Raw genomic sequence first — 23,353 nt, 5'->3', positions numbered from 1 at the left:
GATGTATGCATCCAAGATACATCACCAACATGTGCAGGGCCATCGATCGGAAGCGGTGGGACAGGCAGGACGGCAGGCCGTGGGTGCGACGGCCGGAACGATGGGGCGGTCAGCCTGTCTTCTCGCGCGGCTGATGTGTTCCCGGGGTGTGTCCGAAGGTACGGCGGAAGACATCGATGAACGCGCTGGCGGACGACCAGCCGCACAGGTGGGCCACGGCCGTCACCGGGGTGTTCTCGGCCAGCAGGACCAAGGCGTGGTAGAGGCGCAGTTGGGTGCGCCACTGCGGGAAGGTCATGCCGAGGTCGGCTTTGAAGAGGCGGGAGAGAGTGCGGTCGCTGGCGCCGACTTCTCTGCCCAGTGCGGACAGGGTGCGGCCGTCGGCCGGATTCGTGCGCAGGATCTCGCACACCGCGATCAGCTGAGGGGCGGTGGGGGTGGGCAGGTGCAGCGGCTGCTGGGGTGAGGCCCGCAACTGGTCGAGCAGCACGGCCCGTAGCCGCCCGCGTTCGGGACTGTCGTCGTGCGGGGTGTGCGTGTAAGCGAGGATCAGTTCCCGCAGGAGGAGCCCGACGGTCAGCACGGTCGGCTCGTCCAGGCCGAGCGGGTTGTCAAGCGCGGGCAGGCCGACCAGGTGCAGTTCGAGTTCGCCGTGGGCCTGGTGGGCGTGCACAGTGCCGGCGGGTACCCAGATGGCGCGATTGCCCGGCGCGATCCATGAGCCGGCGCTGGTGGTCACGGCCAGCACTCCCCGGCCCGCGTAGACGATCTGGTGGTCGTCGTGCCGGTGGGCGTCGATGGCGGCTCCGGGCGCCAGCCACTGAGTACGGGTCGGCGCCACGGGCTCGTGGCGGATTTCTGTCATTGGTTGGCAGATTATCGGAAGCGCGACACGTCGCCCCGCGATGAGCATGGTGATGTGTCAAGGACCAAATCGATGACCAAATCGATCACTCTGCTGTCGGTCGGCCATGCCTGTGTGGACATCTACCAGGGCGCGGTCGCCTCTCTCGTCCCGTTCTTCGTCGCCGAGCGCGCCTACAGCTACGCCGCGGTCTCGGGCATCGTGCTCGCCGCGTCCGTGCTGTCCTCGGTGGCCCAACCGGTGTTCGGTGTGCTCACCGACCGCTGGGCGATGCCCTGGATCCTGCCGGTGAGCACCGTCCTCGGCGGACTCGGTATCGCTCTGAGCGGCCTGAGCGGCTCCTACGCACTCACACTGCTCTTCGTGGCGGTGTCAGGCGTCGGAGTCGCCGCCTACCACCCCGAGTCCGCACGCGTTGCGCGGCTCGTCAGCGAGGGCAGCCACAGCGCGATGGGCTGGTTCTCCGTCGGCGGCAGCCTCGGCTTCGCCGCCGCGCCGCTCATGGTCACCGCCGTCGTCGCCACCGGCGGCCTGCGCCTGTCCCCGCTGCTCGTGCTGCCGGCTCTCGCCGGGAGCGTGCTGTGCCTGCCCGTCCTGTGCGCACTCCAGAAGAAGACAGCATCCGAGGGCTCCGGCCGTACGGTCGCGGTGGGAGTCGACGACAAGGCGTCGTTCATGAAACTGTCGCTGGCCGTGGTCTTCCGGTCCATCGTGTTCGTCGGCCTGAGCACGTTCGTCTCGCTCTACGCCCGGCAGCGTGTGGGAGGCGGAACGGCAGTGGGCACTGTGGCGCTGTTCGTCCTGTACATCGGTGGCGCGGTGGGCTCCGTGCTGGGCGGCAGCCTGGCCAACCGCTGGGACCGGGTCACCGTCGCCCGCTGGTCCTACCTCCTCACGGTCGCCGCTGTCGCGGGGACCGTGTTCATCCCCGGCCCGGCGTTCTACGCGTTCGTGGCGCTGACCTCCATCGGCCTGTACGTCCCCTTCTCCCTGCATGTCACCCTCGGCCAGGACTACCTGCCCACACGCGTCGGCACCGCCAGCGGCGTCACCCTCGGCCTGACCGTCAGCATCGGCGGCCTGGCCAGCCCCCTCATCGGCAGCATCGCCGACGCGACCTCCCTGCGCACCGCCCTGACACCGCTGATCCTGATGCCCGTTCTGAGCTGGCTGCTGTTCCGCACTCTGCCCGAACCCATCACACCCAAGCCCACGACGGCCGTACAGGCGACCGGAGACAGCCGCGCAGGTCAGCCTCTCGTTCATGTACGAGCCCGCGACCTAACCTGACCTGACCCGCACCAACTGCCCCGCGCCGATGGCCGGGGCCTTTCTCATGTCTGGAGGCACGCACGTTGAAGCTCGTCACGAGAGCCCAGCTCGGCTGGCCGGCCTCGGCCGCGCCGACACAGACGTCCACGAAGGGCGTGAAGGTCCACTACGAGGGCACCGCCGTCAGCAAGAAACTGCTCTCGGACCACGACGCGTGCATCGCCCAGTGGAAGGCGATCCGCAAGTCCCACCTGGCGAACACCAAGGAGAACTACTCCGACATCGCCTACAACTACGGCGCCTGCCCGCACGGCTACCTCCTCGAAGGCCGCGGCCTCGGCAAACGCACCGGCGCCAACGGCAACCAACCACTGAACATCGCGCACTACGCGATCGTCGGACTCGTCGGATCCGAGGGCCTCACCGAACCGAACGACGCCATGCTCGGCGCCATCCGCGACGGCATCGAACTCCTCCGCAAGCACGGCGCCGGGGCCGAGATCAAGGGCCACCGAGACGGCTACGCCACCACCTGCCCCGGAGCCAAGCTGTACGCCTGGGTCAAGAAGGGCGCGCCCCGCCCGCACGGGACAGCCACCGAGCCGGGCACGTCCGCCCCGACCAAGCCCAAGGTGTCGCTGGCCCACATCGTGTACGCCGCGAAGCACGACCCGGCGACAGCGCAGGGCCACACCACCTACGAGGCCGAAGTCCTCCTCGTCGAGAAGGCGCTCAAGGCCGAGGGCCTGCTCGCCTCGCAGTACGTCGACGGCTCCTTCGGCATCAAGACGATCGACGCCTATGCCCACTGGCAGCGTTCCCCGGCCGGCGGCGGCCACGTCGGCGATGCGGCAGACGGCATCCCCGGGGCGGCGTCGCTCAAGCGGCTCGCCGAGCAGCACGGCTTCGAAGTGGAGGACTGACCCAGGAGGATCTCGACGATGTGGAAGGCCGTCGTGGCTGGGCTCGCCGTGCTCGCCGCGCTCGGGGCCGGCCAGCGATCTCCAGAGACGACGAAAGCCCCTCGTTCACCGAGGGGCTGACGACCCGTCGCAGGTCGAAACGTTCCTGCGGGAAGTGCCGATGGTGGGGCGGGTGGGACTCGAACCCACGGCCGACGGATTATGAGTCCGCTGCTCTAACCGGCTGAGCTACCGCCCCTTACGGCGCGTCGCGCACAAATGTGCGCGCCGTCTGCCGCAGCATAGCCGCTCATACGATCTCCTGCTTCGGATGGTCGGCATCGCATGACCATGAAGACTTTGGCGTGCCCCGCGCGGTTCCCGCGGACATGAAAAAGGACCCCAGAGGGGTCCTCTTCCGTTGCTCTCCCGACTGGACTCGAACCAGTAACCTGCCGGTTAACAGCCGGCTGCTCTGCCAATTGAGCTACAGGAGACCGAGCTCCCCCGACTGGACTCGAACCAGTAACCTGCCGGTTAACAGCCGGCTGCTCTGCCAATTGAGCTACGGAGGATTGATCTCGATGCATCGAACGTACCTACCTGGGTATTCGCCAGGGGGCGTGCGCTCGCTGCGACACATACATTAGCGCAAGCAGGGGGGTGCTCCGCCAATCGGTTCCCTCCGCACCGATGCCGACGCAAGGGAAGGGTGGCCGTCATGCGCTACCGGCTCACATTCGTCGCCGGACTGGCCCTGGGGTACGTGCTCGGCACGCGCGCCGGGCGCGAGCGCTACGAGCAGCTGAAGAAGTCCGCGCGCCAGGTCGCGCAGAACCCCGCGGTGCGCAACACCGCGGAGAGCGCGGCCCAGCAGAGCCGCGAGTTCGCGGGCAAGGCGTACCACGCGGTGAGCGAGAAGGTGGGCGACCACGTCCCCGACGCGGTCACCGACCGGGTGCGGTCGCTGCGCGAGCGGAACACCAACGGCACCGGCGAGGACGACTGGGGCACCAGCAACACCTAGCCACCCAGTCGGCTCATCGGCCGCACCGGCCGCACTAGCCGCACCGGTCGCACCGGTCGCACCGGTCGCACCGGTCGCACCGGTCGCACCGGGCGAATATCCATCGGCGCCACCGGCTGACACCGGGGCCGCGTCCTGCCGTCTGCGGCCGCCCGGCGCGGTCATGCCCCGGCGTACGGCAGAATTTCCGCCATGGGGATAGTCGCCGGGTTGGACAGTTCGCCCGATTTCACTCGTATCGTCGTCTGTGACTCGGACACGGGTGCCGTGCTGAGGCAGGGGTATGCCCCGCATCCGGTGGAGGGCGCCGAAGGCGGCGGGCGTCCTTCCGACGTGGATCCGCAGGCCTGGCTGCTGTCCCTGGGCGAGGCGGCCGGCGGCGGGCTGCTCGAAGGTGTGCAGGCCATCGGCGTCTCCGCGCAGCAGAACGGGCTGGTCCCGCTGGATGTGCAGGGCAACACGGTGCGGCCGGCGCTCGTCGGCGGGGACAAGCGGGCGCAGGTCGCGGCCGCCGATCTCGTGGACGCGCTCGGCGGCCGCGAGGCATGGGCGCAGGCCGTGGGCTGTGTGCCGCAGGCCGCGCAGCCGGTGACCAAGCTGCGCTGGCTGAACAAGACCGAACCCGAGGCCGCGCTGCGCACCACCATGCTGATGCAGGCGCACGACTGGCTGGTGTGGCAGTTGCTCGGGCGGCCCGTGAGACGCACCACCGACCGGGGCGGCGCCTCCGGGACCGGGTACTGGTCGGCGGCCACCGGCGCCTACCGGCAGGATCTCGTCGAGCTGGCGCTCGGGCACCAGGCCGCGCTGCCGGATGTGCTCGGCCCGTCCGAGGCGGCGGGGACCACTCCCGAGGGGCTGCTGATCTCCGCCGGGACCGGCGAGACCATGGCCGCGGCCTTCGGGCTCGGGATCGGGCTCGGCGACGCGGTGGTGTCGCTGGGGGCCTCCGGGTCCGTGATGGCCGTACACCCCGAGGCGCTGGTGGACTCCTCCGGGATGATCACCTCCCTCGCGGACGCGACCGGGATGCATCTGCCGGTCGTCACCACGCTCAATGCCGTACGGGCCCTGCGCGGCGCCGCCGAGCTGCTGGGAGTGCCCGACCTGGAGGGCCTGTCCGACCTGGCGATGAAGTCGACGCCGGGCGCCCACGGGCTCGTACTGCTGCCGTATCTGGAGGGCGAGCGGACCCCGAATCTGCCGCACACGGCGGGGACGCTGGCGGGGCTGCGGCGGGAGTCGATGCGGCCCGAGCATCTGGCGCGGGCCGCCTTCGAGGGCATGCTGTGCGGGCTCGCGGACGCGCTGGACGTGCTGCGCGGGCGGGGTGTCGACGTACGGCGGATCTTCCTGCTGGGGCCGACCGCCGAGCTGCCCGCCGTGCAGGCAGTGGCGCCCGCGCTGTTCGGCGCGCAGGTCGTCGTACCGCAGCCCGCGGACTACGCGGCGCTCGGCGCGGCCCGGCAGGCGGCCTGGGCCCTCGGGGCCTCGCAGGGCACGCTCGACCCGCGGCTGCCTCCCGTCTGGCAGGGTGCGGTCGCGCAGGTGCTGGAGCCCGGTGAGGAACTCGCCGTGGGGCAGGCCGTACGACAGCAGTACGTGTCCGTACGGGAACAGGCGCATCCGGGGGCGTTTCGGGCGTGACGCTCCCCCACCGGCGTACGCCTCCGGTCTGAGGCCGGGTCCACCTTTGGCCCGCACTTGGGTTAATCAGTTGAGGTAACACCGGTGGAGTGTTCGACGATAGGGGGTGGTGCACCACCGATCGCCCGCCGATCATCGATTGATCCCGATCGATCGGCGACTGATCGCCCTGACGTCGACGATTCCGAGAGACCCCGCGTGCTCATACGACTGCTTCGGACCTACCTCAGTCCGTACAAGAAGCCCATCGCCTTGCTGGTGCTGCTGCAGTTCCTGCAGACCTGCGCCACGCTCTACCTGCCCACACTCAACGCGCACATCATCGACAACGGTGTCGTGAAGGGGGACACGGGATACATCCTGTCCTTCGGCGCCGTGATGATCGGCATCTCGCTGGCGCAGGTCGTCTGCAACATCGGGGCCGTGTACTTCGGCGCCCGTACGGCGGCGGCCGTCGGCCGGGACATCCGGGCCGCCGTCTTCGACCGCGTCCAGTCCTTCTCGGCTCGCGAGGTCGGCCACTTCGGGGCGCCCTCGCTGATCACCCGCACCACCAATGACGTCCAGCAGGTGCAGATGCTCGCCCTGATGACGTTCACGCTGCTGGTGTCGGCGCCGATCATGTGCGTGGGCGGCATCATCCTGGCCCTCGGCCTGGACGTGCCGCTGTCCGCGGTGCTGGTCGCCGTGGTGCCGGTCCTCGGCATCGGCGTGACCCTCATCGTGCGCAGGCTGCGCCCGCTGTTCCGGACCATGCAGGTCCGCCTGGACACCGTGAACCGGGTGCTGCGCGAGCAGATCACCGGCAATCGCGTGATCCGTGCCTTCGTGCGCGACGACTACGAGAAGGAGCGCTTCCGGGGCGCGAACACCGAGCTCACCGAGGTGTCGCTGGGCACCGGGCGGATGCTGGCGCTGATGTTCCCGATGGTCATGACGGTGGTGAACCTGTCGTCCATCGCGGTCGTCTGGTTCGGCGCCCACCGCATCGACAGCGGCGGCATGCAGATCGGCGACCTGACCGCGTTCCTCGCCTACCTCATGCAGATCGTGATGTCCGTGATGATGGCCACCTTCATGTTCATGATGGTGCCGCGCGCGGAGGTCTGTGCCGAGCGCATCGAGGAGGTCCTCGGCACGAGCAGCAGCGTGGTCCCGCCGACCGCGCCCGTCGTCGAGCTGCGCCGCCACGGCCACCTGGAGATCCGCGAGGCAGGGTTCCGCTACCCGGGCGCCGAGGAGCCGGTCCTGAGGACCATCGACCTGGTGGCCCGGCCCGGCGAGGTGACCGCCGTGATCGGTTCCACCGGCAGCGGCAAGTCCACCCTGCTCGGCCTGGTCCCCCGCCTCTTCGACGCCACCGACGGCCAGGTGCTCGTCGACGGCGTGGACGTCGCGACCATCGAGCCGAAGCTGCTGGCCAGGACGGTCGGCCTGGTCCCGCAGAAGCCGTACCTGTTCGCGGGCACCGTGGCCACGAACCTCCGGTACGGCAATCCGGACGCGACCGACGAGGAGCTGTGGCACGCGCTGGAGGTGGCGCAGGCCAAGGGCTTCGTGGACCAGCTGGAGAACGGCCTGGACTCCCCGATCGCGCAGGGCGGCACGAATGTGTCGGGCGGGCAGCGGCAGCGGCTCGCGATCGCGCGGACGCTGGTGCAGCGCCCCGAGATCTATCTCTTCGACGACTCCTTCTCGGCGCTCGACTACGCGACCGACGCGGCACTGCGGGCGGCGCTCGCCGACGAGACCGCCGAGGCGACCGTCGTGATCGTCGCCCAGCGGGTGTCGACCATCCGGGACGCCGACCGGATCGTGGTCCTCGACGAGGGCCGGGTCGTCGGCGCCGGACGGCACCACGAACTGATGGCGGACAACGAGACCTACCGGGAGATCGTGCTCTCCCAGCTGACGGAAGCGGAGGCCGCCTGATGGCCGGGCCCATGGGACGCATGATGGCCGGGGGCGGCCCCGATCAGCACTCGATGGATTTCAAGGGGTCCGGCAAACGGCTCCTCGCCCAGTTCAAGCCCGAGCGCCTCACGATGTACGGCATGCTGTGCGCCGTCGTCCTGAGCGTGGCGCTCTCGGTGATCGGGCCGAAGATCCTCGGCAAGGCCACCGACCTGGTCTTCGCCGGAATCGTCGGGCGGCAGATGCCGTCCGGCGCCACCAAGGCCGAGGTCCTCGCGTCCATGCGCGAGCGCGGCGAGGGCAGCATGGCCGACATGCTCTCGGGGACGGACTTCACCCCGGGCCAGGGCATCGACTTCGGCGCCGTCGGAAACGTACTGCTGCTCGCGCTCTGTACGTTCCTGCTGGCCGGCCTGCTGATGGCGGTGGCGACGCGGCTGGTGAACCGGGCCGTCAACATGACCGTGTACCGCATGCGCGAGGACCTTCAGGCGAAGCTGTCGCGCCTTCCGCTGTCGTACTTCGACAAGCGGCAGCGCGGTGAGGTGCTCAGCCGCGCGACGAACGACATCGACAACATCCAGCAGACGCTGCAGCAGTCGATGGGCCAGCTGGTCAACTCGCTGCTGACCATCGTGGGTGTGCTGGTGATGATGTTCTGGGTCTCGCCGCTGCTCGCGCTGGTCGCGCTGGTCACGGTCCCGCTCTCCTTCTTCGTCGCCACACGCGTCGGCAAGCGCTCGCAGCCGCACTTCGTGCAGCAGTGGCGCACCACCGGCAAGCTCAACGCGCACATCGAGGAGATGTACACCGGGCACACCCTGGTGAAGGTGTTCGGTCGCCAGGACGAGTCGGCGGCGCAGTTCGCCGAGCAGAACGAGAAGTTGTACGAGGCCGGGTTCAAGGCACAGTTCAACAGCGGGGTCATGCAGCCGCTGATGATGTTCGTGTCGAACCTGAACTATGTGCTGGTGGCGGTGGTCGGCGGACTGCGTGTCGCGTCCGGCTCGCTGTCCATCGGTGACGTCCAGGCCTTCATCCAGTACTCCCGGCAGTTCTCGATGCCGCTGACGCAGGTGGCGTCGATGGCGAATCTGGTGCAGTCGGGTGTCGCGTCGGCGGAGCGGATCTTCGAGCTGCTGGACGCGGAGGAGCAGGAGGCCGACCCGATGCCGGCGGCCCGTCCCGACGAGCTGCGCGGGCGGGTGGCCCTGCAGAACGTGTCGTTCCGGTACGACCCCGAGAAGCCGCTGATCGAGGATCTGTCGCTGAAGGTGGAGCCCGGGCACACGGTGGCGATCGTCGGCCCGACAGGTGCCGGCAAGACGACGCTGGTGAACCTGCTGATGCGGTTCTACGAAGTCACCGGGGGGCGCATCACCCTCGACGGCGTCGACATCGCGGCCATGTCCCGGGACGAACTCCGGGCCGGTATCGGCATGGTGCTCCAGGACACCTGGCTGTTCGGGGGCACGATCGCCGAGAACATCGCGTACGGCGCCTCGCGGGACGTCACGCGGGGGGAGATCGAGGAGGCGGCGCGGGCCGCGCACGCGGATCGGTTCATCCGGACGCTGCCGGAGGGCTACGACACCGTGATCGACGACGAGGGGGCGGGGGTCAGTGCGGGTGAGAAGCAGCTGATCACGATTGCCCGGGCGTTCCTGTCCGATCCGGTGATTCTGGTGCTGGACGAGGCGACGAGTTCCGTGGACACCCGTACGGAGGTTCTGATCCAGAAGGCGATGGCGAAGCTCGCGCATGGGCGGACCTCGTTCGTGATCGCGCATCGGCTGTCGACGATTCGGGATGCCGACACGATTCTGGTGATGGAGAACGGGTCGATCGTGGAGCAGGGCGCGCATACGGAGCTGCTGGCCGCGGGCGGGGCGTACGCGCGCCTGTACCAGGCCCAGTTCGCCCAGGCGGTGGCTGAGGTGGATTAGGATTTCGCCCCCGCCGCCCCTACCCGTCCCATCCCTGGGGGCTGCGCCCCCAGACCCCCGCTGAAAAGATTGCGCAGTTCCCCGCGCCCCTAAAAGGGGCGCGGGGAACTGCGCAATCTTTTAGGGACGCCCCACCCACCCGCGGCCAACACACAACCGAACGGGGTCGAAGGGGCAGAGCCCCTGGGGATGGGACGGGTAGGGGCGGCGGGGGCGAGGAAACGCCGGGTCAGTCCAGGTAGCCCCGGAGTTGGTCGGCGAAGGCGTGGTCCCTGAGTTTGTTCAGGGTCTTGGACTCGATCTGGCGGATGCGTTCGCGGGTGACGCCGAAGATGCGGCCTATCTCCTCCAGGGTGCGGGGGCGGCCGTCCGCAAGGCCGTAGCGGAGCTGGACCACCTTGCGCTCGCGCTCACCGAGCGTGGAGAGGACCGCCTCCAGGTGCTCACGCAGCAGCAGGAACGCCGCGGATTCGACGGGCGACGTCGCGTCGCCGTCCTCGATCAGATCGCCCAGCGCCACGTCGTCCTCCTCGCCCACCGGGGCATGAAGGGACACCGGCTCCTGGGCCAGCCGCAGGACCTCGCTGACGCGCTCACTGGGGAGGTCGAGGTGCGCGGCAACCTCCTCCGGCGTCGGCTCGTAGCCGCGCTCCTGAAGCATCCGCCGCTGCACCCGCACCACCCGGTTGATCAACTCGACCACGTGGACGGGGACTCGGATGGTCCGGGCCTGGTCGGCGAGGGCGCGGGACATGGCCTGGCGGATCCACCAGGTGGCGTACGTCGAGAACTTGTAGCCGCGGGCGTAGTCGAACTTCTCCACGGCCCTGATCAGGCCGAGGTTTCCCTCCTGGACCAGGTCGAGCATGGTCAGGCCGCGGCCCACATAGCGCTTCGCGACGGAGACGACGAGCCGCAGGTTCGCCTCGATGAGCCGGCGCTTGGCCATGCGGCCCATGACGACCAGCTTGTCCAGGTCGAGGGCGAGCTGGCTGTCCAGGTCGGTGGCGAGGCGGAGCTTCTCCTCGGCGAAGAGACCGGCCTCGACACGGCGGGCGAGCTCGACCTCCTCGGCCGCGGTGAGCAGGGGGATGCGGCCGATCTCCCGCAGGTACTGGCGGAACAGGTCCGAGGAGGGGCCACCGGTGTCGTTGGTGCGGCCTCGGGGCAGTTCGACGGGCTCGGGGGCCTCGTCCTCGGTCTCCACTTCGACTTCGGCTTCGGCGACTACGGCGACTTCGACTTCGGCCTCGGCGACCTCGACGGCGCCGGTGGACGGTTCGCCCAGCTCGGGCGAGCCCTCCGGCTCCGTCTCGGGGTGGTGCGCGGCACGGCTCTGCGGGGGTACCGCCGTGACGACGTCGGTATCCGCGTCCGTATCCGTGGTGTTGTCGGTCTGGGCGAGGGTCTGGGTCTGCACGGGGGCGACCTCCAGGAATGTCGCTGCTGAGGCGTGCGGCAGCGGTACGTCGGGGATGGGGTCGACGGCCTCGCCGCTGTCCATCCCGTAGTCGTTTAGCGGAACCGCGGGGATCGGGAACCCGTCGCGTGCGGGTCGGCCGCGCTCCGAGGACTCAGGCACCGGAACCCAGTGTGGAGTACGACACATCGCCGCCACGAGGGGCGTGCGGTGACTTTTTGCGTCCGGTCCGTGACCGCGCGGTTACCGTGCCGTACAAGTGCGCAGTTCACACGGCGCAAAGCAGGTTGAAGGGCGTACGGGATTGGCATGTGCGCCTGGGGCACTACCCACGGCTCGCTCCCTCAGAGCGCTTCCGCGCCCCGCTCCCGCAGCGCCTGCTCGTACTGCTGGAGCACCCACAGCTCGTTCTGCACGGCCGCCAGCTGTGCCGGGTCGCCGTGGGCGCTCTGCCGGGCCAGGGAGCCCTGGACGTCCCGGATACGGCGGTCGACGGCGCGGCGGCGGACCATGACGAGCTGGTCGCCCGCGTAGTTCTCGTCGACGGTCTTGCGCAGGATCGCCTCGACGGCCAGCTCCGTGACCATCGCGCGGACCACGTCGTCGGGGGCGGCCTCACGGACCCGCACCAGATACTCCTGGGGGTCCTGGACGCCGTACTCCGCGCCGCCCGCGTCCATGATCGCCTGGCGTACGGCCGTGTACGGCGGGGCGGTGAACTCGTCCATCCCGTACGCGTCGAACGCGGGGGAGACCAGTTCCGGCCGCTGGAGGGCGAGTTTGAGCAGCTCACGCTCGGTGGCGAACACGGGGTTGCGCAGGGTGAGCGCCGGGCCGCCGGTGGGTGCCTGGACGCCGGAGTACGTCTGCTGGGGGCGCTGCCCGGCCGGTGCCGGGCCCTTGCCGCCGCGGTCGCGGGCCCAACGGGCCAGCTGGGCGACCCGCTTGACCACGAACTGGGTGTCGAGGATGCCGAGCATGCCCGCGAGCTGCACGGCGACCTCGTGCTGCGCGCCGCTGTTCTTGATGCGGGCGACGATGGGCGCGGACTCGTCGAGCGCGGCGGCGCGCCCGGCCGGGGTCTCCAGGTCGTAGCGCAGCACGATCTGGCGCAGCGCGAACTCGAAGAGCGGGGTGCGGGGTTCGACCAGGTCGGCGACCGCCTCGTCGCCCTTGGCGAGGCGCAGCTCGCAGGGGTCCATGCCGTCGGGGGCGATGGCGATATACGTCTCGGCGGCGAACTTCTGGTCGTCCTCGAAGGCGCGCAGGGCGGCCTTCTGGCCGGCCGCGTCGCCGTCGAAGGTGAAGATCACGCGGGCCGAGCCGTTGTCCATCAGCAGCCGGCGGAGGATCTTGATGTGGTCGCCGCCGAACGCCGTACCGCAGGTCGCGATCGCGGTGGTGATTCCGGCGAGGTGGCAGGCCATGACGTCGGTGTAGCCCTCGACCACGACCGCGCGGCTGGCCTTGGCGATGTCCTTCTTGGCGAGGTCGATGCCGTACAGGACCTGGGACTTCTTGTAGATCGCCGTGTCGGGCGTGTTCAGGTACTTGGGCCCGTTGTCCGACTCGTACAGCTTTCTCGCCCCGAAGCCGACGACCTCGCCGCCGATGTCGCGGATGGGCCACATCAGGCGGCCGCGGAAGCGGTCGATGGGGCCGCGGCGGCCCTCCTGGGAGAGGCCGGAGAGGACCAGCTCCTTGTCGGTGAAGCCCTTGCCACGGAGGTAGCGGGTGAGGTGGTCCCAGCCCTGGGGGCTGTAGCCGACGCCGAAGTGGGCGGCTGCCGACTGGTCGAAGCCGCGCTCCGCCAGGAACTTACGGCCCGTGTCGGCCTCGGGGCTGGTGTCGAGCTGCTCGGTGTAGAACTGCGCGGCCGCCTTGTGCGCCTCGACCAGGCGGATGCGCTCGCCTCGCTGGTGGGAGGGGTTGTACCCGCCCTCCTCGTAGCGCAGCGTGATGCCTGCCTGGGCGGCGAGGCGCTCGACCGACTCGGAGAAGGTGAGGTGGTCGACCTTCATCACGAACGTGATGGTGTCGCCGCCCTCCTGGCAGCCGAAGCAGTGGAAGAGTCCCTTGCTCGGGCTGACCTGGAAGGACGGTGACTTCTCGTCGTGGAACGGGCAGAGGCCCTTGAGGTTGCCGCCGCCCGCGTTGCGCAGCTGGAGGTACTCGGACACCACGGCGTCGATCGGGACCGCGTCCCGAACCGCCTTCACGTCCTCGTCGTTGATCCTTCCGGCCACGCGTGAATTCTACGGGGACGGTGTGACAGTCGAGCGCCGCCGTCCGTCACGGGATCAGGCTGTCCAGCGGGACATGCGGGTCCGCGAGCGCCTCCGTGTCCACCTGGGCCCGGGATCGGATCAGCTGCTGGATCGGCTCCGTGACGTCCCACACATTCACGTTCATCCCGGCCAGCACCCGCCCCTCCTTGAGCCAGAAGGCGATGAACTCCCGCTTGCCGACGTCTCCACGGGCCACCACCTGGTCGTACGTCCCCGCGGGCGCCCAGCCCGAGTACTCCAGCCCGATGTCGTACTGGTCGGAGAAGAAATAGGGCACGCGGTCGTACGTCAGCTCGCGGCCCAGCATCGAGCGGGCGGCCGCCGGTCCACCGTTGAGCGCGTTGGCCCAGTGCTCCACGCGCAGCCGGGTGCCGAAGAGTGTGTGGTGGAAGGCGGCGACGTCGCCGGCCGCGTAGATGTCGGGGTCGGAGGTGCGCAGCCGCTCGTCGACCGCGATGCCGCCGCCGTGCGCGCGCTCGGCGAGGGTGAGGCCCGCGGCCTCGGCGAGCCCGGTGCGCGGGGCGGCGCCGATGGCCGCGAGAACGTCGTGGGCGGGGTGCTCCTCGCCGTCGTCCGTACGTGCGGCGAGCACCATGCCGTCCTGGCCGACGATCTCGGTGAGCCGGCGGCCGAAGTGGAAGCGGACGCCGTGCTCGCGGTGCAGCTCGGCGAAGAGCTGGCCGAGCTCGGGGCCGAGGACCGCGTGCAGCGGCGTCGGCCCGTGCTCGATGACGGTGACCTCGGCGCCGTACTCACGTGCGGCGGCCGCGACCTCCAGGCCGATCCAGCCCGCGCCCGCGATCACGAGGTGTCCGTTGTCACGGCCGAGGGCGGCGAGGACGCCCTTCAGCCGCTCGGCGTGGGCGAGGCGGCGCAGATGGTGGACGCCCGCGAGATCCGTACCCGGGATGTCGAGGCGGCGCGGCTCCGCACCCGTCGCGATCAGCAGCTTGTCGTAGTGGACGAGGGTGCCGTCGTCGCCGAAGCGGACGGTCTTCGCGGTGCGGTCGATGGCGTCGACGGTCTGGCCGAGGTGCAGCTCGACGTCGTTCTGCGCGTACCACGCGGGTTCGTGGACGAAGACGCTGTCGCGCTCCTCCTTGCCGAGGAGATACCCCTTGGACAGGGGCGGGCGTTCGTACGGGTGGTCGCGTTCGTCGCAGATCAGTATCACGCGGCCGGTGAAGCCCTCCGCTCGGAGTGTCTCGGCCGCCTTCGCGCCGGCCAGACCTCCTCCGACGATGACGAATGTCTGATCCGCGTCGACCACTTGATGCCTCCTCGTAAGGATGTCGCCACATGCGAGCGTCCCGCACGGAGCGTGATGCGGGAAGAGGGTGTGGCCCGATCAGGCCACGCAGGGTCACACTCTTCCGCCCCCATGGGAACGCGTGGTGAGCCTGAGGTGCAGGGAACGCGCCGAGGCATCCGTGAGCGAAGCGATCTGGTCGACGATGACACGCTTGCGGGCCCGGTCGTCGATCGCGGCGTCGAACAGCGCCCGGAACTGCGGATCCATTCCGTCGGGCGCGCGGACCGTGAGCGCCTCGGCCAGCTCGGCGACGACGATCCGCTGGTCCGCGCGGAGCCGCTCCTGCTCGGCGCGCTGCATGACATAGCGGTCGGCGACGGCCTTGAGAACGGCGCACTCATGGCGCGCGCTTTTCGGCACGACGAGTTCGGCGTTGTACCGCGTGAGCCGCCCGCTGCCGTACGTCGCGCGCGTGGCGCCCTCCGCGGCCAGGCAGAAGCGGCCGATGAGCTGGCTGGTGGCGTCCTTCAACCGGGCCTGCGCGACAGCCGATCCGTCGTACCCGTGCGGCCACCACTCCTGGTCCAGGAGCCGGTCCAGGGCCTCGGACAGCTCGGCGGGGTCGGTGTCCGCGGGCACGTACCGCCCGATGGCCACCGCGAAGATCTCCTGCCGCTCGGGCTCCGCGTGCAGGCAGTTGGGGTCGATGTGGCCCGCGTGCAGGCCGTCCTCGACGTCGTGCACCGAGTACGCCACGTCGTCCGACCAGTCCATGACCTGGGCCTCGAAGCAGGTGCGGGTGCCCGGGGCGCCCTTGCGGACCCAGTCGAAGACCGGCCGGTCGTCTTCGTAGACCCCGAATTTCGGCGACTTCGGGTCGGTGGGATGGGCGCCTCTCGGCCAGGGGTACTTGGTCGCGGCGTCGAGTGCGGCGCGGGTGAGGTTGAGGCCGACGCTGACGAGGTCGCCGCCCGCCGTGGCAGCGTCCGCGGTCACGGTCTCGGAGCGGACGAAGCGCTTGGGCTCGATCCTGGTGAGCAGCCGCAGCGACTGGGCGTTGCCCTCGAAGCCCCCGCAGTCCTCCGCGAACTCGTTCAGCGCCTGCTCGCCGTTGTGCCCGAAGGGCGGATGCCCCAGGTCGTGCGAGAGGCAGGCCGCCTCGACCAGGTCGGGGTCGCAGCCGAGGGCGGCGCCGAGTTCGCGGCCGACCTGGGCGCACTCCAGGGAGTGGGTCAGTCGCGTACGGGGGCTGGCGTCCCAGACCTGGCTCCTGGTGCCGGGGGTGACGACCTGGGTCTTGCCCGCGAGGCGGCGCAGGGCGGAGGAGTGCAGGATGCGGGCGCGGTCGCGTTGGAAGGCGGTGCGGCCTGGGCGTTTGTCGGGCTCTGCGGCCCAGCGGTCGACTGACGTCGGGTCGTAATCGTCGGAGGGGGGTGCGGTGCCGTCCATGCTTCGACAGTAAGCGGCGCCAGTGACAATCGGGGGTTGCGGGGCACCTGTGCGTCTGCCGGGTTCTGTTCGCCCGCTCGGGGCGCTCCCGTTGCCCGGCGGTTCAGACCGCGGCCAGCTCCGGTTCTGTGGTGGCCGGAGTCGCGAGTGCCTGGTCGTAGCGGTGCAGGACCAGGCGGGCCATCGCCGGGTGGTCGCCGAGCGGATCGGCGGCGATCCACGGGGCGGCCTCGGCGCACTCGGTGGCGAAGCGGCCGGGGGCGGTGAAGTACGAGGCGACGGCGATGCGGTGGCGCCCGCGGGCGGCGAGGGCGCGCATGGCGGAGGGGACGGTGGGCGCGGCGGCGGAGGCGTACGCCGGGACGACGGGGACGCCGAGGCGTTCGGCGAGCAGCTGGGCGGTGCGGCGGGTGTCGACGGCCGCGTCGGGGTCGCGGGAACCGGCGGCGGCGAGCACGACTCCGCTGGCGCGGCGGGCGGAGTCGCTCATCCTGGTCCGCCATCCGGCCTCGACGAGCCGCGCGTACAGCGTCTCCACGAGCAGCGGGTGCGGGCCGAGCGGGGCGGCGACGCGGGTGCGTACGCGGGGTGCGGCGGCCGCCATCTCGGGGATGTCGCGCTTGACGTGGTAGCCGCGGCTGAGCAGCAGCGGTACGAGGACGGCGTCCGTCTTGCCGTCGAGGGAGGCGAGCGTGTCGGGCAGCAGCGGTTCGTTCAGCTCGATGTGGCCCAGGCGCACGGACAGGTGGGGGCGCAGCTCACGGACCCGCTCGATCAGGGTGCCTACGGTGCTCAGCGTGCGCGGGTCGCGGCTGCCGTGCGCCACGAGGACGAGCGCGGGCGGCTCGGGGCGGCGCGTGCCGTTGAGCGAGACGAGGCTGAGCTGGCTGCCGAGCTGGCTGGTGATCCGGTTCATGAGTTGCGCCGTACTGTCGAGGTGACCGTCTGGGTGGGCGCCACGGAGCGGCTGGCCGCCGGGGCGGGGCTGGGACTCGTCGGGGGGAGGATTCGACGCCGTCATGGACCGATACTGGCGGCAGCAGGTTGCCGGGCCGTTGCGCGGGCATGACGGGTGTTTTCCAGGGGTTCACGAGGGGATGCACGGGGTGTGTGAGCCTTCGTGACCTGCGATGACAGTTCGATGAGTGAAGCTGGTCACTCGATGGGGGCGAACCGGATCACCGTTCGAGGCGTCCTCCTTGGTCGAGGCCACCTGGGGAGGGGACCGTCCGATGCGCCATCTCGTTGAGCTGCCCAAGCCGCGCAACCCACGCCTGCCACGACTGCCACGCACCCGTACCGGGCAGCGGCGGGCCGTGCAGGCGTTCATGCTGCTGTGCGTGCTGGCGCTGCTTCCGGCGACCTGGATGTACGTGGTGACGGGCGACCGGCTGCGGACCACCGCGGACGCGCCGCGCACCGAGGTCGCGGTGGTCTTCGGGGCCGGGCTGTGGGACGGCGAGCCCTCCCCGTACCTCGCGCACCGCCTCGACGCGGCCGCGAAGCTGTACCGGGCCGGGCGGATCGAGGTCGTCCTGGTCACCGGCGACAACAGCCGCAAGGACTACGACGAACCGGACGCGATGCGCGCGTATCTGACGAAGCGTGGGGTGCCGGACAAGCGGATCGTCAGCGACTACGCCGGGTTCGACACCTGGGACTCCTGTGTGCGCGCGAAGAAGATCTTCGGCGTCGACCGGGCCGTACTGATCAGCCAGGGCTTCCACATCCGCCGCGCGGTCGCCCTGTGCCAGGCGGCGGGGGTCGACTCGTACGGCATCGCAGTCGACGCGAAGCACGACGCCACCTGGTACTACGGCGGCACCCGGGAGGTCTTCGCCGCCGGAAAGGCCGCCCTGGACGCGGTGTTCAAGCCGGATCCGCAGTTCCTGGGACCGAAGGAGCCGGGGGTCACCCGGGCCCTGGCGTCGGCGGCCGGAAGGTGACGGCGCCCGCCGATCTGACCCCCGCGGAACGCCGCGTCTGGCAGGCCTTCCCGCGCGGTGAGGGAGTCGACTTCCGCGAGAGCGTCGACGACGACCCCGCGGCCGGCGGGTCCTGGGGTCCGGAGCGGACCGTACGCGCCGAGGTGCTGCGGGCGCTGCTGGTCGGCGGGCCGACCAGCGAGGGTGACATCGCGGGACTGAAGCTGACGGGCGCACGCGTGAGCGGGCAGCTCAACCTCATGTACGGGACGGTCGACCACCCGGTGCGGATGCGGTCCTGCCATTTCGAGCAGGCCCCGAATCTGTACGGGGCGCGACTGCCCGTCCTGGTACTGAGCGACTCGGTGCTGCCCGGGATCAGCGCGGGAAACCTGCGCGTCGACGGGGTGCTGCGGCTCAGCTGCTGCCGTGTCACCGGCCCGCTGCGGCTCCAGGGGGCGAAGACCTCCGGCGCCGTGTTCCTCAACGGGGCGCGGCTCGGGCCCCCGGACGCGCCGGGCACGCCGAGCAATCCGGACGCGCCGGGCGGCCCTGGTCCCGAAGCGTCCGAGGAACCGGTTCTCCAGCTCAACCACGCGGAGATCGGCACCGACGTGTGGGCCGTCGGGCTCGTCGCCCACGGCCAGGTCCGGCTGAACGGGGCCACGGTCGGCGGGCAGGTCAACCTCGACGACGCCGAGCTGTACGCGCCGCCCGGCGCGACCGTCCTGCACGCCGAGACCCTGTCGATCGGCACCGACCTGCGGGCCATGCGGCTGCGGGCCCACGGCCGGGTCAACCTGAGCGGGTCCAGGATTCCCCACCAGCTCAATCTCGCCTACGCCCGGCTGTCCCACCCCGAGGGCCAGGCCCTGCGCGCCAGCAGCTGTGTCATCGGCGAGCTGTGGCTGCGCGATGCCGCCCCGATCAAGGGCACGGTGAATCTGCGCCGCTCCCAGCTGGACCTCCTGCACATCGCTCCGGAGGTGTGGCCCGGGCGCGTCAGCATCGACGGCCTCAGCTACCGCACCCTCGCCCCGCATCTGCCCGCCGAGCGGCGACTGCCGCTGCTCGAACGCGACGAGCGGGGCTATCTTCCGTACGCCTACGAGCAGTTGACCGCCGCGTACCGCACCGCGGGCGACGACGGCGCCGCGCGCAAGGTCCAGCTGGCCAAACTCCGCCGCCATCGCCGGACGCTGCCGCGTTACGCCAGGTTATGGGGCCACCTGCAGGACGCGACCGTCGGCTACGGCTTCCGCCCGATGCGCGCCGCCGGCTGGCTGCTGTTGCTGCTGTGCACCGGCGCCGTCGCCTTCGCGCTGCACCACCCGCACGCCCTGAAGCCCGCCGAGGCGCCCGACTTCAACCCCGTCGTCTACACCCTCGATCTGCTGCTGCCCATCATCGACTTCGGGCAGGAGGGGGCGTTCGCGCCGCGCGGCGGGTACCAGTGGCTCTCCTATCTGCTGATCGTCACCGGGTGGATCCTGGCGACGACGATCGCGGCGGGCGCGAGCCGCTCCCTGAGCCGCCAGTAGCCGGTGGCCGGGGACGGGAGGCCGCCCGCATCCCCGGCCACCGGTTCTCAGCGTCCCCTGAAGACGGGCGCCCGCTTCTCCAGGAACGCGCTCATCCCCTCCTTCTGGTCCTCCGTGGCGAACAGCCCGTGGAACACGCGGCGTTCGAAGAGGACGCCGTCGCCGAGCCCCGTCTCCAGGGCCCGGTCCACGCACTCACGGGCTGCGGTGACCGCCGGGCGGCCGTACGCGGCGATGGCCGTGGCCGTCTCCAGTGCCTCGGGGAGGACACGGCCGTCGGGGACCACGCGGGACACCAGGCCCGCGCGTTCCGCCTCGTGCGCGTCCATCGTGCGGCCCGTGAGGATCAGGTCCATCGCCTTGGCCCGGCCCACCAGTCGCGTCAGCCGCTGGGTGCCGCCGATGCCGGGGATCACGCCGAGCCTGATCTCCGGCTGGCCGAAGGCGGCCGACTCGCCCGCGATGATCAGGTCGCACATCATCGCCAGCTCGCAACCGCCGCCCAGCGCGAGGCCGTTGACGGCGGCGATCTTCGGGGTGCGGAAGGCGGCGAACTCCTCCCACCCGGAGAAGTAGTCCTCCGCCGCCATCTCGGACGCGGTCCTCCCCGCCATCTCCTTGATGTCGGCGCCCGCCGCGAAGGCCCGCTCGGATCCCGTGATCACGAAGCAGCCGACCTGGGGGTCCTTGTCCAACGAGCGCAGCCCTTGCAGGAGTTCGGTGAGCAGTTCGGTGTTCAGTGCGTTGAGGACGTGCGGGCGGTGGAGGCGTACGGTCACCACCCCGCCGTCCTGTTCGATCTTGAGGTTGTTCATCAACTCTCCTTTCCAGTCAGCGGGTTACGAGTCCCAGATCGCGCCGTACGCCGGAATCCCGCGCTGTTCCAGGCCCTGCACCACCTGCCAGGTGAGCTTCTTGTTGGAGATGCAGATGACGGCCTCGGCGTCGAAGTCGCGGTACGCGGCGTACGCGAGGCGCACCATGTCGGGCTTGCCGTGCCGGGAGGTGTCCCAGACGAGGGCGTGCGGCTGGACGGCGAGGATCTCGTCGACGAGGGCGTCGCCGTATGTCGTACGGGGCTCGCGGGTCGCCCAGACGAGGCGTGCGGGGACCTCGGCGGCCAGCAGGTGCGGCAGGCAGGGGCCGATGCCGCTGCCGGTGGCGACGTAGACCACCCTCTTGAACAGGGTCTCGATGTTCGCGACGCCGGCGGTCGTGATGCCCTTCACCCATACCCGCGACGGCATGTCGTCGATGAACGAACCCGTCCAGTCCCCCGCACGGGAGATGGTGAGCCGGAAGCCGGGGCGGCCGGGCGCCGGTACGTTCGCGAAGGAGTGCCATTCCTTGAGCGGGCTGCGGCTGATCGCCGTCGACGATCCCGCGAACGGGGTCACCCCGTGGTCGAAGCGGGCCAGCACCACATGCGGGGAGGGGCGTTCGATCCGTACGTCCACCTTGCGCAGCCGCAGCCACGGCAGCGCCACGCTGAAGGTGACGACGGCCAGGACCGAGAAGGACACCGGGTCCGGGGCGGACAGCAGGGCATGGGCCCAGAACAGGGCCAGCGCCGTCCAGCCGCCGAACCGGTGGATCTTCTCGAAGTGGTCGTGGAAGCGGGAGCGGAAGGGTGGCAGCGCGGTGGCGATGATCACGGCCAGCAGGGTCAGGAGAGCCCAACTGGTCACCACGGGTGCGGTGTTGTTCGTGCGGTTCATCGTCGCCAGCACCGTCCCGGCCACGAACCACGCCGAACCCGCCAGCACTCCCCCGACGTGCAGACCGCCGAAGTGGTACACCTTCCCCAGCGTCCAGCGCACCTTCAGCGGCCACGATGTCGGCGCCCAAGTGGCCAGCCGGAAGAACAGGTTGATGACGTACTGCTGGCGGACGACCACGGCGAGCGCGAGGTTCGCGAGGGCCGCATGGCCGATCGTCCGGGGCGAGTGGGGCCAACTCGCGTACAGATAGGCGAGGTTCGCCGCGACGACCAGTGCGGCCAGGCGGTTGTAGTGCATCAGGCGGGGGTGTTTGAGGAGGCGGCGGGGGGCGGACGTCAGCGGGGGCAGTGCGGCGGTCTGGTCGCCGCCCGGGAGCCGGACAGCCGCGGAAGGCTGTGTCCTCGGCGGGGACGACGTCATCGCGCGACCACCTCGAACCGTTCCTCCGCCAGCCGCAGCAGCGCCGACTTGTCGATCTTGCCGCGGTCGGTCTCGGGGAGGGTGGCGAGGGGCACGACGTCGGAGGGCACGCAGTAGTACGGGAGGGCGTTCGCCACCGCTCGGCGGGCGGTCTCCGGGTCGACGTCCGCCGGGCAGACGAACGAGACGAGCGTGCGGGCGTCGCGTTTCAGGGTCACCGCGCGGGCGCAGCCCGCCACCGACTCCAGCACCGAGGAGACGGCGTCGAGTTCGACGCGGAAGCCGCGGACCTTGACCTGGTCGTCGGTGCGGCCGAGGTGTTCGAGTTCGCCGTCGGGGGTCCAGCGGCCGAGGTCGCGGGTGCGGAACATCAGCCGGCCCCCGCCGAGGAAGGGGTCCGGCGCGTATCGCTCGGCGGTCAGGTCCGGGTTGCCCAGATAGCCCGCCGAGACGCAGTCGCCGCCCGCCCACATCTCGCCCACCTCGCCGATGGGCAACGGCCGGCGGCGCCCGTCGAGGACGTACACCGTGTTGTTGGGGGTGGGGCGGCCGATGGTGAGCAGCGGATCCGCCGGATCGTGGCGGCGCATCGTGTTCACGATCGTCGTCTCGGTCGGGCCGCAGGAGTTGTGGAAGGCGGTGCGCCGCGCCCAGAGGTCGGCGAGCGGACGCGGGCAGGGCTCTCCCGCGACGGCGACCGCCCGTACGTGCGGGCAGTGCGCCGGGTCGATGCCGGACAGGACGGTCGGCGTGGCGATGAGGACGTCCGCCGTACGGGCCGTCGCCGCGATGTCCTTGCCGCGGATGACCAGCGTGCCGCCGTGCGTGAGGCAGCCGAGGATCTCCCAGGCCGCCATGTCGAAGGCGATGTTGAGGAGTTGGGCCACGCGTTCGCCGGGGCGGACGCCGAGCGCGCCCGGCTCGGTGAGCAGGATGTTCGCGACGTTGCGGTGGGTGACCTTGACGCCGTTGGGCCGGCCGGTGGTGCCGGAGGTGAACAGGACGTAGCAGCCGTCGTCCGGGCGGACGGCCGCCACGGAGAACGGGCGGCCCGGCTCCGGCTCGTACGGCGCCGGCTCGTCGAGCGCGATCAGCAGGCCGCCCGGCGGTAAGGGAACCCGGTGCGCGTGCTCCGCCAGGGTGAGCACTACGCGCGTCGCGGCGCCGCGCACGACATGTCTCAGCTGGGCCGCCGGGGTCAGCCCGATGTCCTGCGGGACATAGGCAGCGCCCGCCTTCAGTGTGCCGAGGAGTCCGACGAGCATCGGGATCGACCGGCGTACGAAGAGGCCGACGTGGTCGCCGGGCCGTACGCCCTCGCGGACGAGGCGGGCGGCAAGCGCGTCCGCGTAGCGGTTCAGCTCGCCGTACGTGATCGTGGCGCCCTGGTGTTCGGCGGCGACGGCGTGGGGGGTGGCCGCTGCGTGTCGTTCGACGGCGCGGTGGATGAGCGGGTCCGGGACGGGGACGGCCGGTCCTCGGCCGAATCGCCAGAAAAGGGACTGGTCGTGGGGGGTGAGATGGCGCAGAGGCATGGTTCGGGAGACCTCCTGGCTGTTTCGAATGACGGATGCCTGCTCCGGGGTCAGCGGCGGCACGCCCGGTATGTCGAACGCCGTGCGGGGTCTTGCGGGGCCCGACTGTAGTCCCGGGGCTCAAACTCTCAACAAGGCGTAGTCGGCCAACTACGGTACGGAATAAGCCACACGGGGCGTCTTCTGTCACACAGGCAACTTCCGTATCGGCCGGCGGCGACTGTAGGTG

17 protein-coding genes and 3 tRNA genes are annotated in these 23,353 nt (G+C 70.5%); 8 read left to right on the top strand and 12 right to left on the bottom strand.

Annotation, left to right across the window (positions count from 1 at the left end):
• Positions 1 to 109: 109 nt before the first annotated feature.
• On the bottom strand, positions 110 to 865 hold the full coding sequence (locus OIC96_RS32765) for a helix-turn-helix transcriptional regulator (protein ID WP_330304396.1): 756 nt from the start codon (positions 863 to 865) through the stop codon (positions 110 to 112).
• 72 nt (positions 866 to 937) lie between these two features.
• Between OIC96_RS32765 and OIC96_RS32760 the strand changes: the two genes are divergently transcribed.
• Positions 938 to 2,155, top strand: a complete 1,218-nt coding sequence (locus OIC96_RS32760; RefSeq protein WP_330304397.1) for an MFS transporter — start codon at positions 938 to 940, stop codon at positions 2,153 to 2,155.
• Positions 2,156 to 2,220: 65 nt separating this feature from the next.
• Entirely contained in the window at positions 2,221 to 3,060 is an 840-nt protein-coding gene (locus OIC96_RS32755) for a peptidoglycan recognition protein family protein (RefSeq protein WP_330304398.1), read from the top strand.
• A gap of 161 nt (positions 3,061 to 3,221) precedes the next feature.
• On the opposite strand, the gene OIC96_RS32750 is transcribed toward OIC96_RS32755, so the two are convergent.
• From OIC96_RS32750 to OIC96_RS32740, 3 genes are all read right to left on the bottom strand, one after another.
• Positions 3,222 to 3,298 (bottom strand) — tRNA-Ile (locus OIC96_RS32750).
• 165 nt (positions 3,299 to 3,463) lie between these two features.
• Positions 3,464 to 3,536, bottom strand: a tRNA-Asn gene (locus OIC96_RS32745).
• A 5-nt stretch (positions 3,537 to 3,541) separates the two neighbouring features.
• Positions 3,542 to 3,614 (bottom strand) — tRNA-Asn (locus OIC96_RS32740).
• A gap of 146 nt (positions 3,615 to 3,760) precedes the next feature.
• Here OIC96_RS32740 and OIC96_RS32735 point away from each other — a divergent pair.
• The 4 genes from OIC96_RS32735 to OIC96_RS32720 all read left to right on the top strand — a co-directional run bounded on the left by OIC96_RS32735 (position 3,761) and on the right by OIC96_RS32720 (position 9,573).
• Entirely contained in the window at positions 3,761 to 4,066 is a 306-nt protein-coding gene (locus OIC96_RS32735) for a YtxH domain-containing protein (protein ID WP_330304399.1), read from the top strand.
• Positions 4,067 to 4,258: 192 nt separating this feature from the next.
• On the top strand, positions 4,259 to 5,713 hold the full coding sequence (locus OIC96_RS32730; RefSeq protein ID WP_330304400.1) for an FGGY family carbohydrate kinase: 1,455 nt from the start codon (positions 4,259 to 4,261) through the stop codon (positions 5,711 to 5,713).
• A gap of 198 nt (positions 5,714 to 5,911) precedes the next feature.
• Complete coding sequence (locus OIC96_RS32725; protein ID WP_330304401.1) at positions 5,912 to 7,645, top strand: ABC transporter ATP-binding protein; 1,734 nt, start codon at positions 5,912 to 5,914, stop codon at positions 7,643 to 7,645.
• A complete protein-coding gene (locus tag OIC96_RS32720) occupies positions 7,645 to 9,573 on the top strand; it encodes an ABC transporter ATP-binding protein (RefSeq protein ID WP_330304402.1) in 1,929 nt (642 codons plus the stop codon). The genes OIC96_RS32725 and OIC96_RS32720 overlap by 1 nt, the downstream gene beginning before the upstream one ends.
• Before the next feature lie 229 nt (positions 9,574 to 9,802).
• Here OIC96_RS32720 and OIC96_RS32715 read toward each other — a convergent pair whose 3' ends face one another.
• The 5 genes from OIC96_RS32715 to OIC96_RS32695 all read right to left on the bottom strand — a co-directional run bounded on the left by OIC96_RS32715 (position 9,803) and on the right by OIC96_RS32695 (position 17,003).
• The gene (locus tag OIC96_RS32715) at positions 9,803 to 11,155 is read right to left on the bottom strand and encodes an RNA polymerase sigma factor (RefSeq protein WP_330304403.1); all 1,353 of its coding nucleotides are present in this window, start codon (positions 11,153 to 11,155) and stop codon (positions 9,803 to 9,805) included.
• Positions 11,156 to 11,337: 182 nt separating this feature from the next.
• Complete coding sequence (gene dnaG, locus OIC96_RS32710; RefSeq protein WP_330304404.1) at positions 11,338 to 13,239, bottom strand: DNA primase; 1,902 nt, start codon at positions 13,237 to 13,239, stop codon at positions 11,338 to 11,340.
• Between the two features lie 46 nt (positions 13,240 to 13,285).
• Positions 13,286 to 14,551 (bottom strand): NAD(P)/FAD-dependent oxidoreductase, encoded by a 1,266-nt coding sequence (locus OIC96_RS32705; protein WP_330304405.1) that lies wholly within the window; start codon positions 14,549 to 14,551, stop codon positions 13,286 to 13,288.
• A gap of 93 nt (positions 14,552 to 14,644) precedes the next feature.
• Positions 14,645 to 15,982 (bottom strand): deoxyguanosinetriphosphate triphosphohydrolase, encoded by a 1,338-nt coding sequence (locus OIC96_RS32700; RefSeq protein WP_330304406.1) that lies wholly within the window; start codon positions 15,980 to 15,982, stop codon positions 14,645 to 14,647.
• Between the two features lie 103 nt (positions 15,983 to 16,085).
• A complete protein-coding gene (locus tag OIC96_RS32695) occupies positions 16,086 to 17,003 on the bottom strand; it encodes a sirohydrochlorin chelatase (protein WP_406501606.1) in 918 nt (305 codons plus the stop codon).
• Positions 17,004 to 17,214: 211 nt separating this feature from the next.
• Between OIC96_RS32695 and OIC96_RS32690 the strand changes: the two genes are divergently transcribed.
• Both OIC96_RS32690 and OIC96_RS32685 read left to right on the top strand, forming a co-directional pair.
• On the top strand, positions 17,215 to 17,928 hold the full coding sequence (locus tag OIC96_RS32690) for a SanA/YdcF family protein (protein ID WP_330304408.1): 714 nt from the start codon (positions 17,215 to 17,217) through the stop codon (positions 17,926 to 17,928).
• Complete coding sequence (locus OIC96_RS32685; protein ID WP_330304409.1) at positions 17,925 to 19,448, top strand: membrane-associated oxidoreductase; 1,524 nt, start codon at positions 17,925 to 17,927, stop codon at positions 19,446 to 19,448. Before OIC96_RS32690 ends, OIC96_RS32685 begins: the two co-directional genes overlap by 4 nt.
• Before the next feature lie 47 nt (positions 19,449 to 19,495).
• On the opposite strand, the gene OIC96_RS32680 is transcribed toward OIC96_RS32685, so the two are convergent.
• From OIC96_RS32680 to OIC96_RS32670, 3 genes are read right to left on the bottom strand one after another with little or no spacing between them, the layout of a single operon-like run.
• Positions 19,496 to 20,263, bottom strand: coding sequence for an enoyl-CoA hydratase-related protein (locus OIC96_RS32680; protein WP_330304410.1), 768 nt, complete (start codon positions 20,261 to 20,263; stop codon positions 19,496 to 19,498).
• 24 nt (positions 20,264 to 20,287) lie between these two features.
• Complete coding sequence (locus OIC96_RS32675; RefSeq protein WP_330304411.1) at positions 20,288 to 21,589, bottom strand: hypothetical protein; 1,302 nt, start codon at positions 21,587 to 21,589, stop codon at positions 20,288 to 20,290.
• The gene (locus tag OIC96_RS32670; protein WP_330304412.1) at positions 21,586 to 23,124 is read right to left on the bottom strand and encodes an amino acid adenylation domain-containing protein; all 1,539 of its coding nucleotides are present in this window, start codon (positions 23,122 to 23,124) and stop codon (positions 21,586 to 21,588) included. The genes OIC96_RS32675 and OIC96_RS32670 overlap by 4 nt, the downstream gene beginning before the upstream one ends.
• Positions 23,125 to 23,353 lie beyond the last annotated feature (229 nt).

It is taken from the genome of Streptomyces sp. NBC_00775, from assembly GCF_036347135.1.
GTDB lineage: Bacteria > Actinomycetota > Actinomycetes > Streptomycetales > Streptomycetaceae > Streptomyces > Streptomyces lutosisoli.
This window is presented reverse-complemented; position numbering and strand designations above follow the sequence as displayed.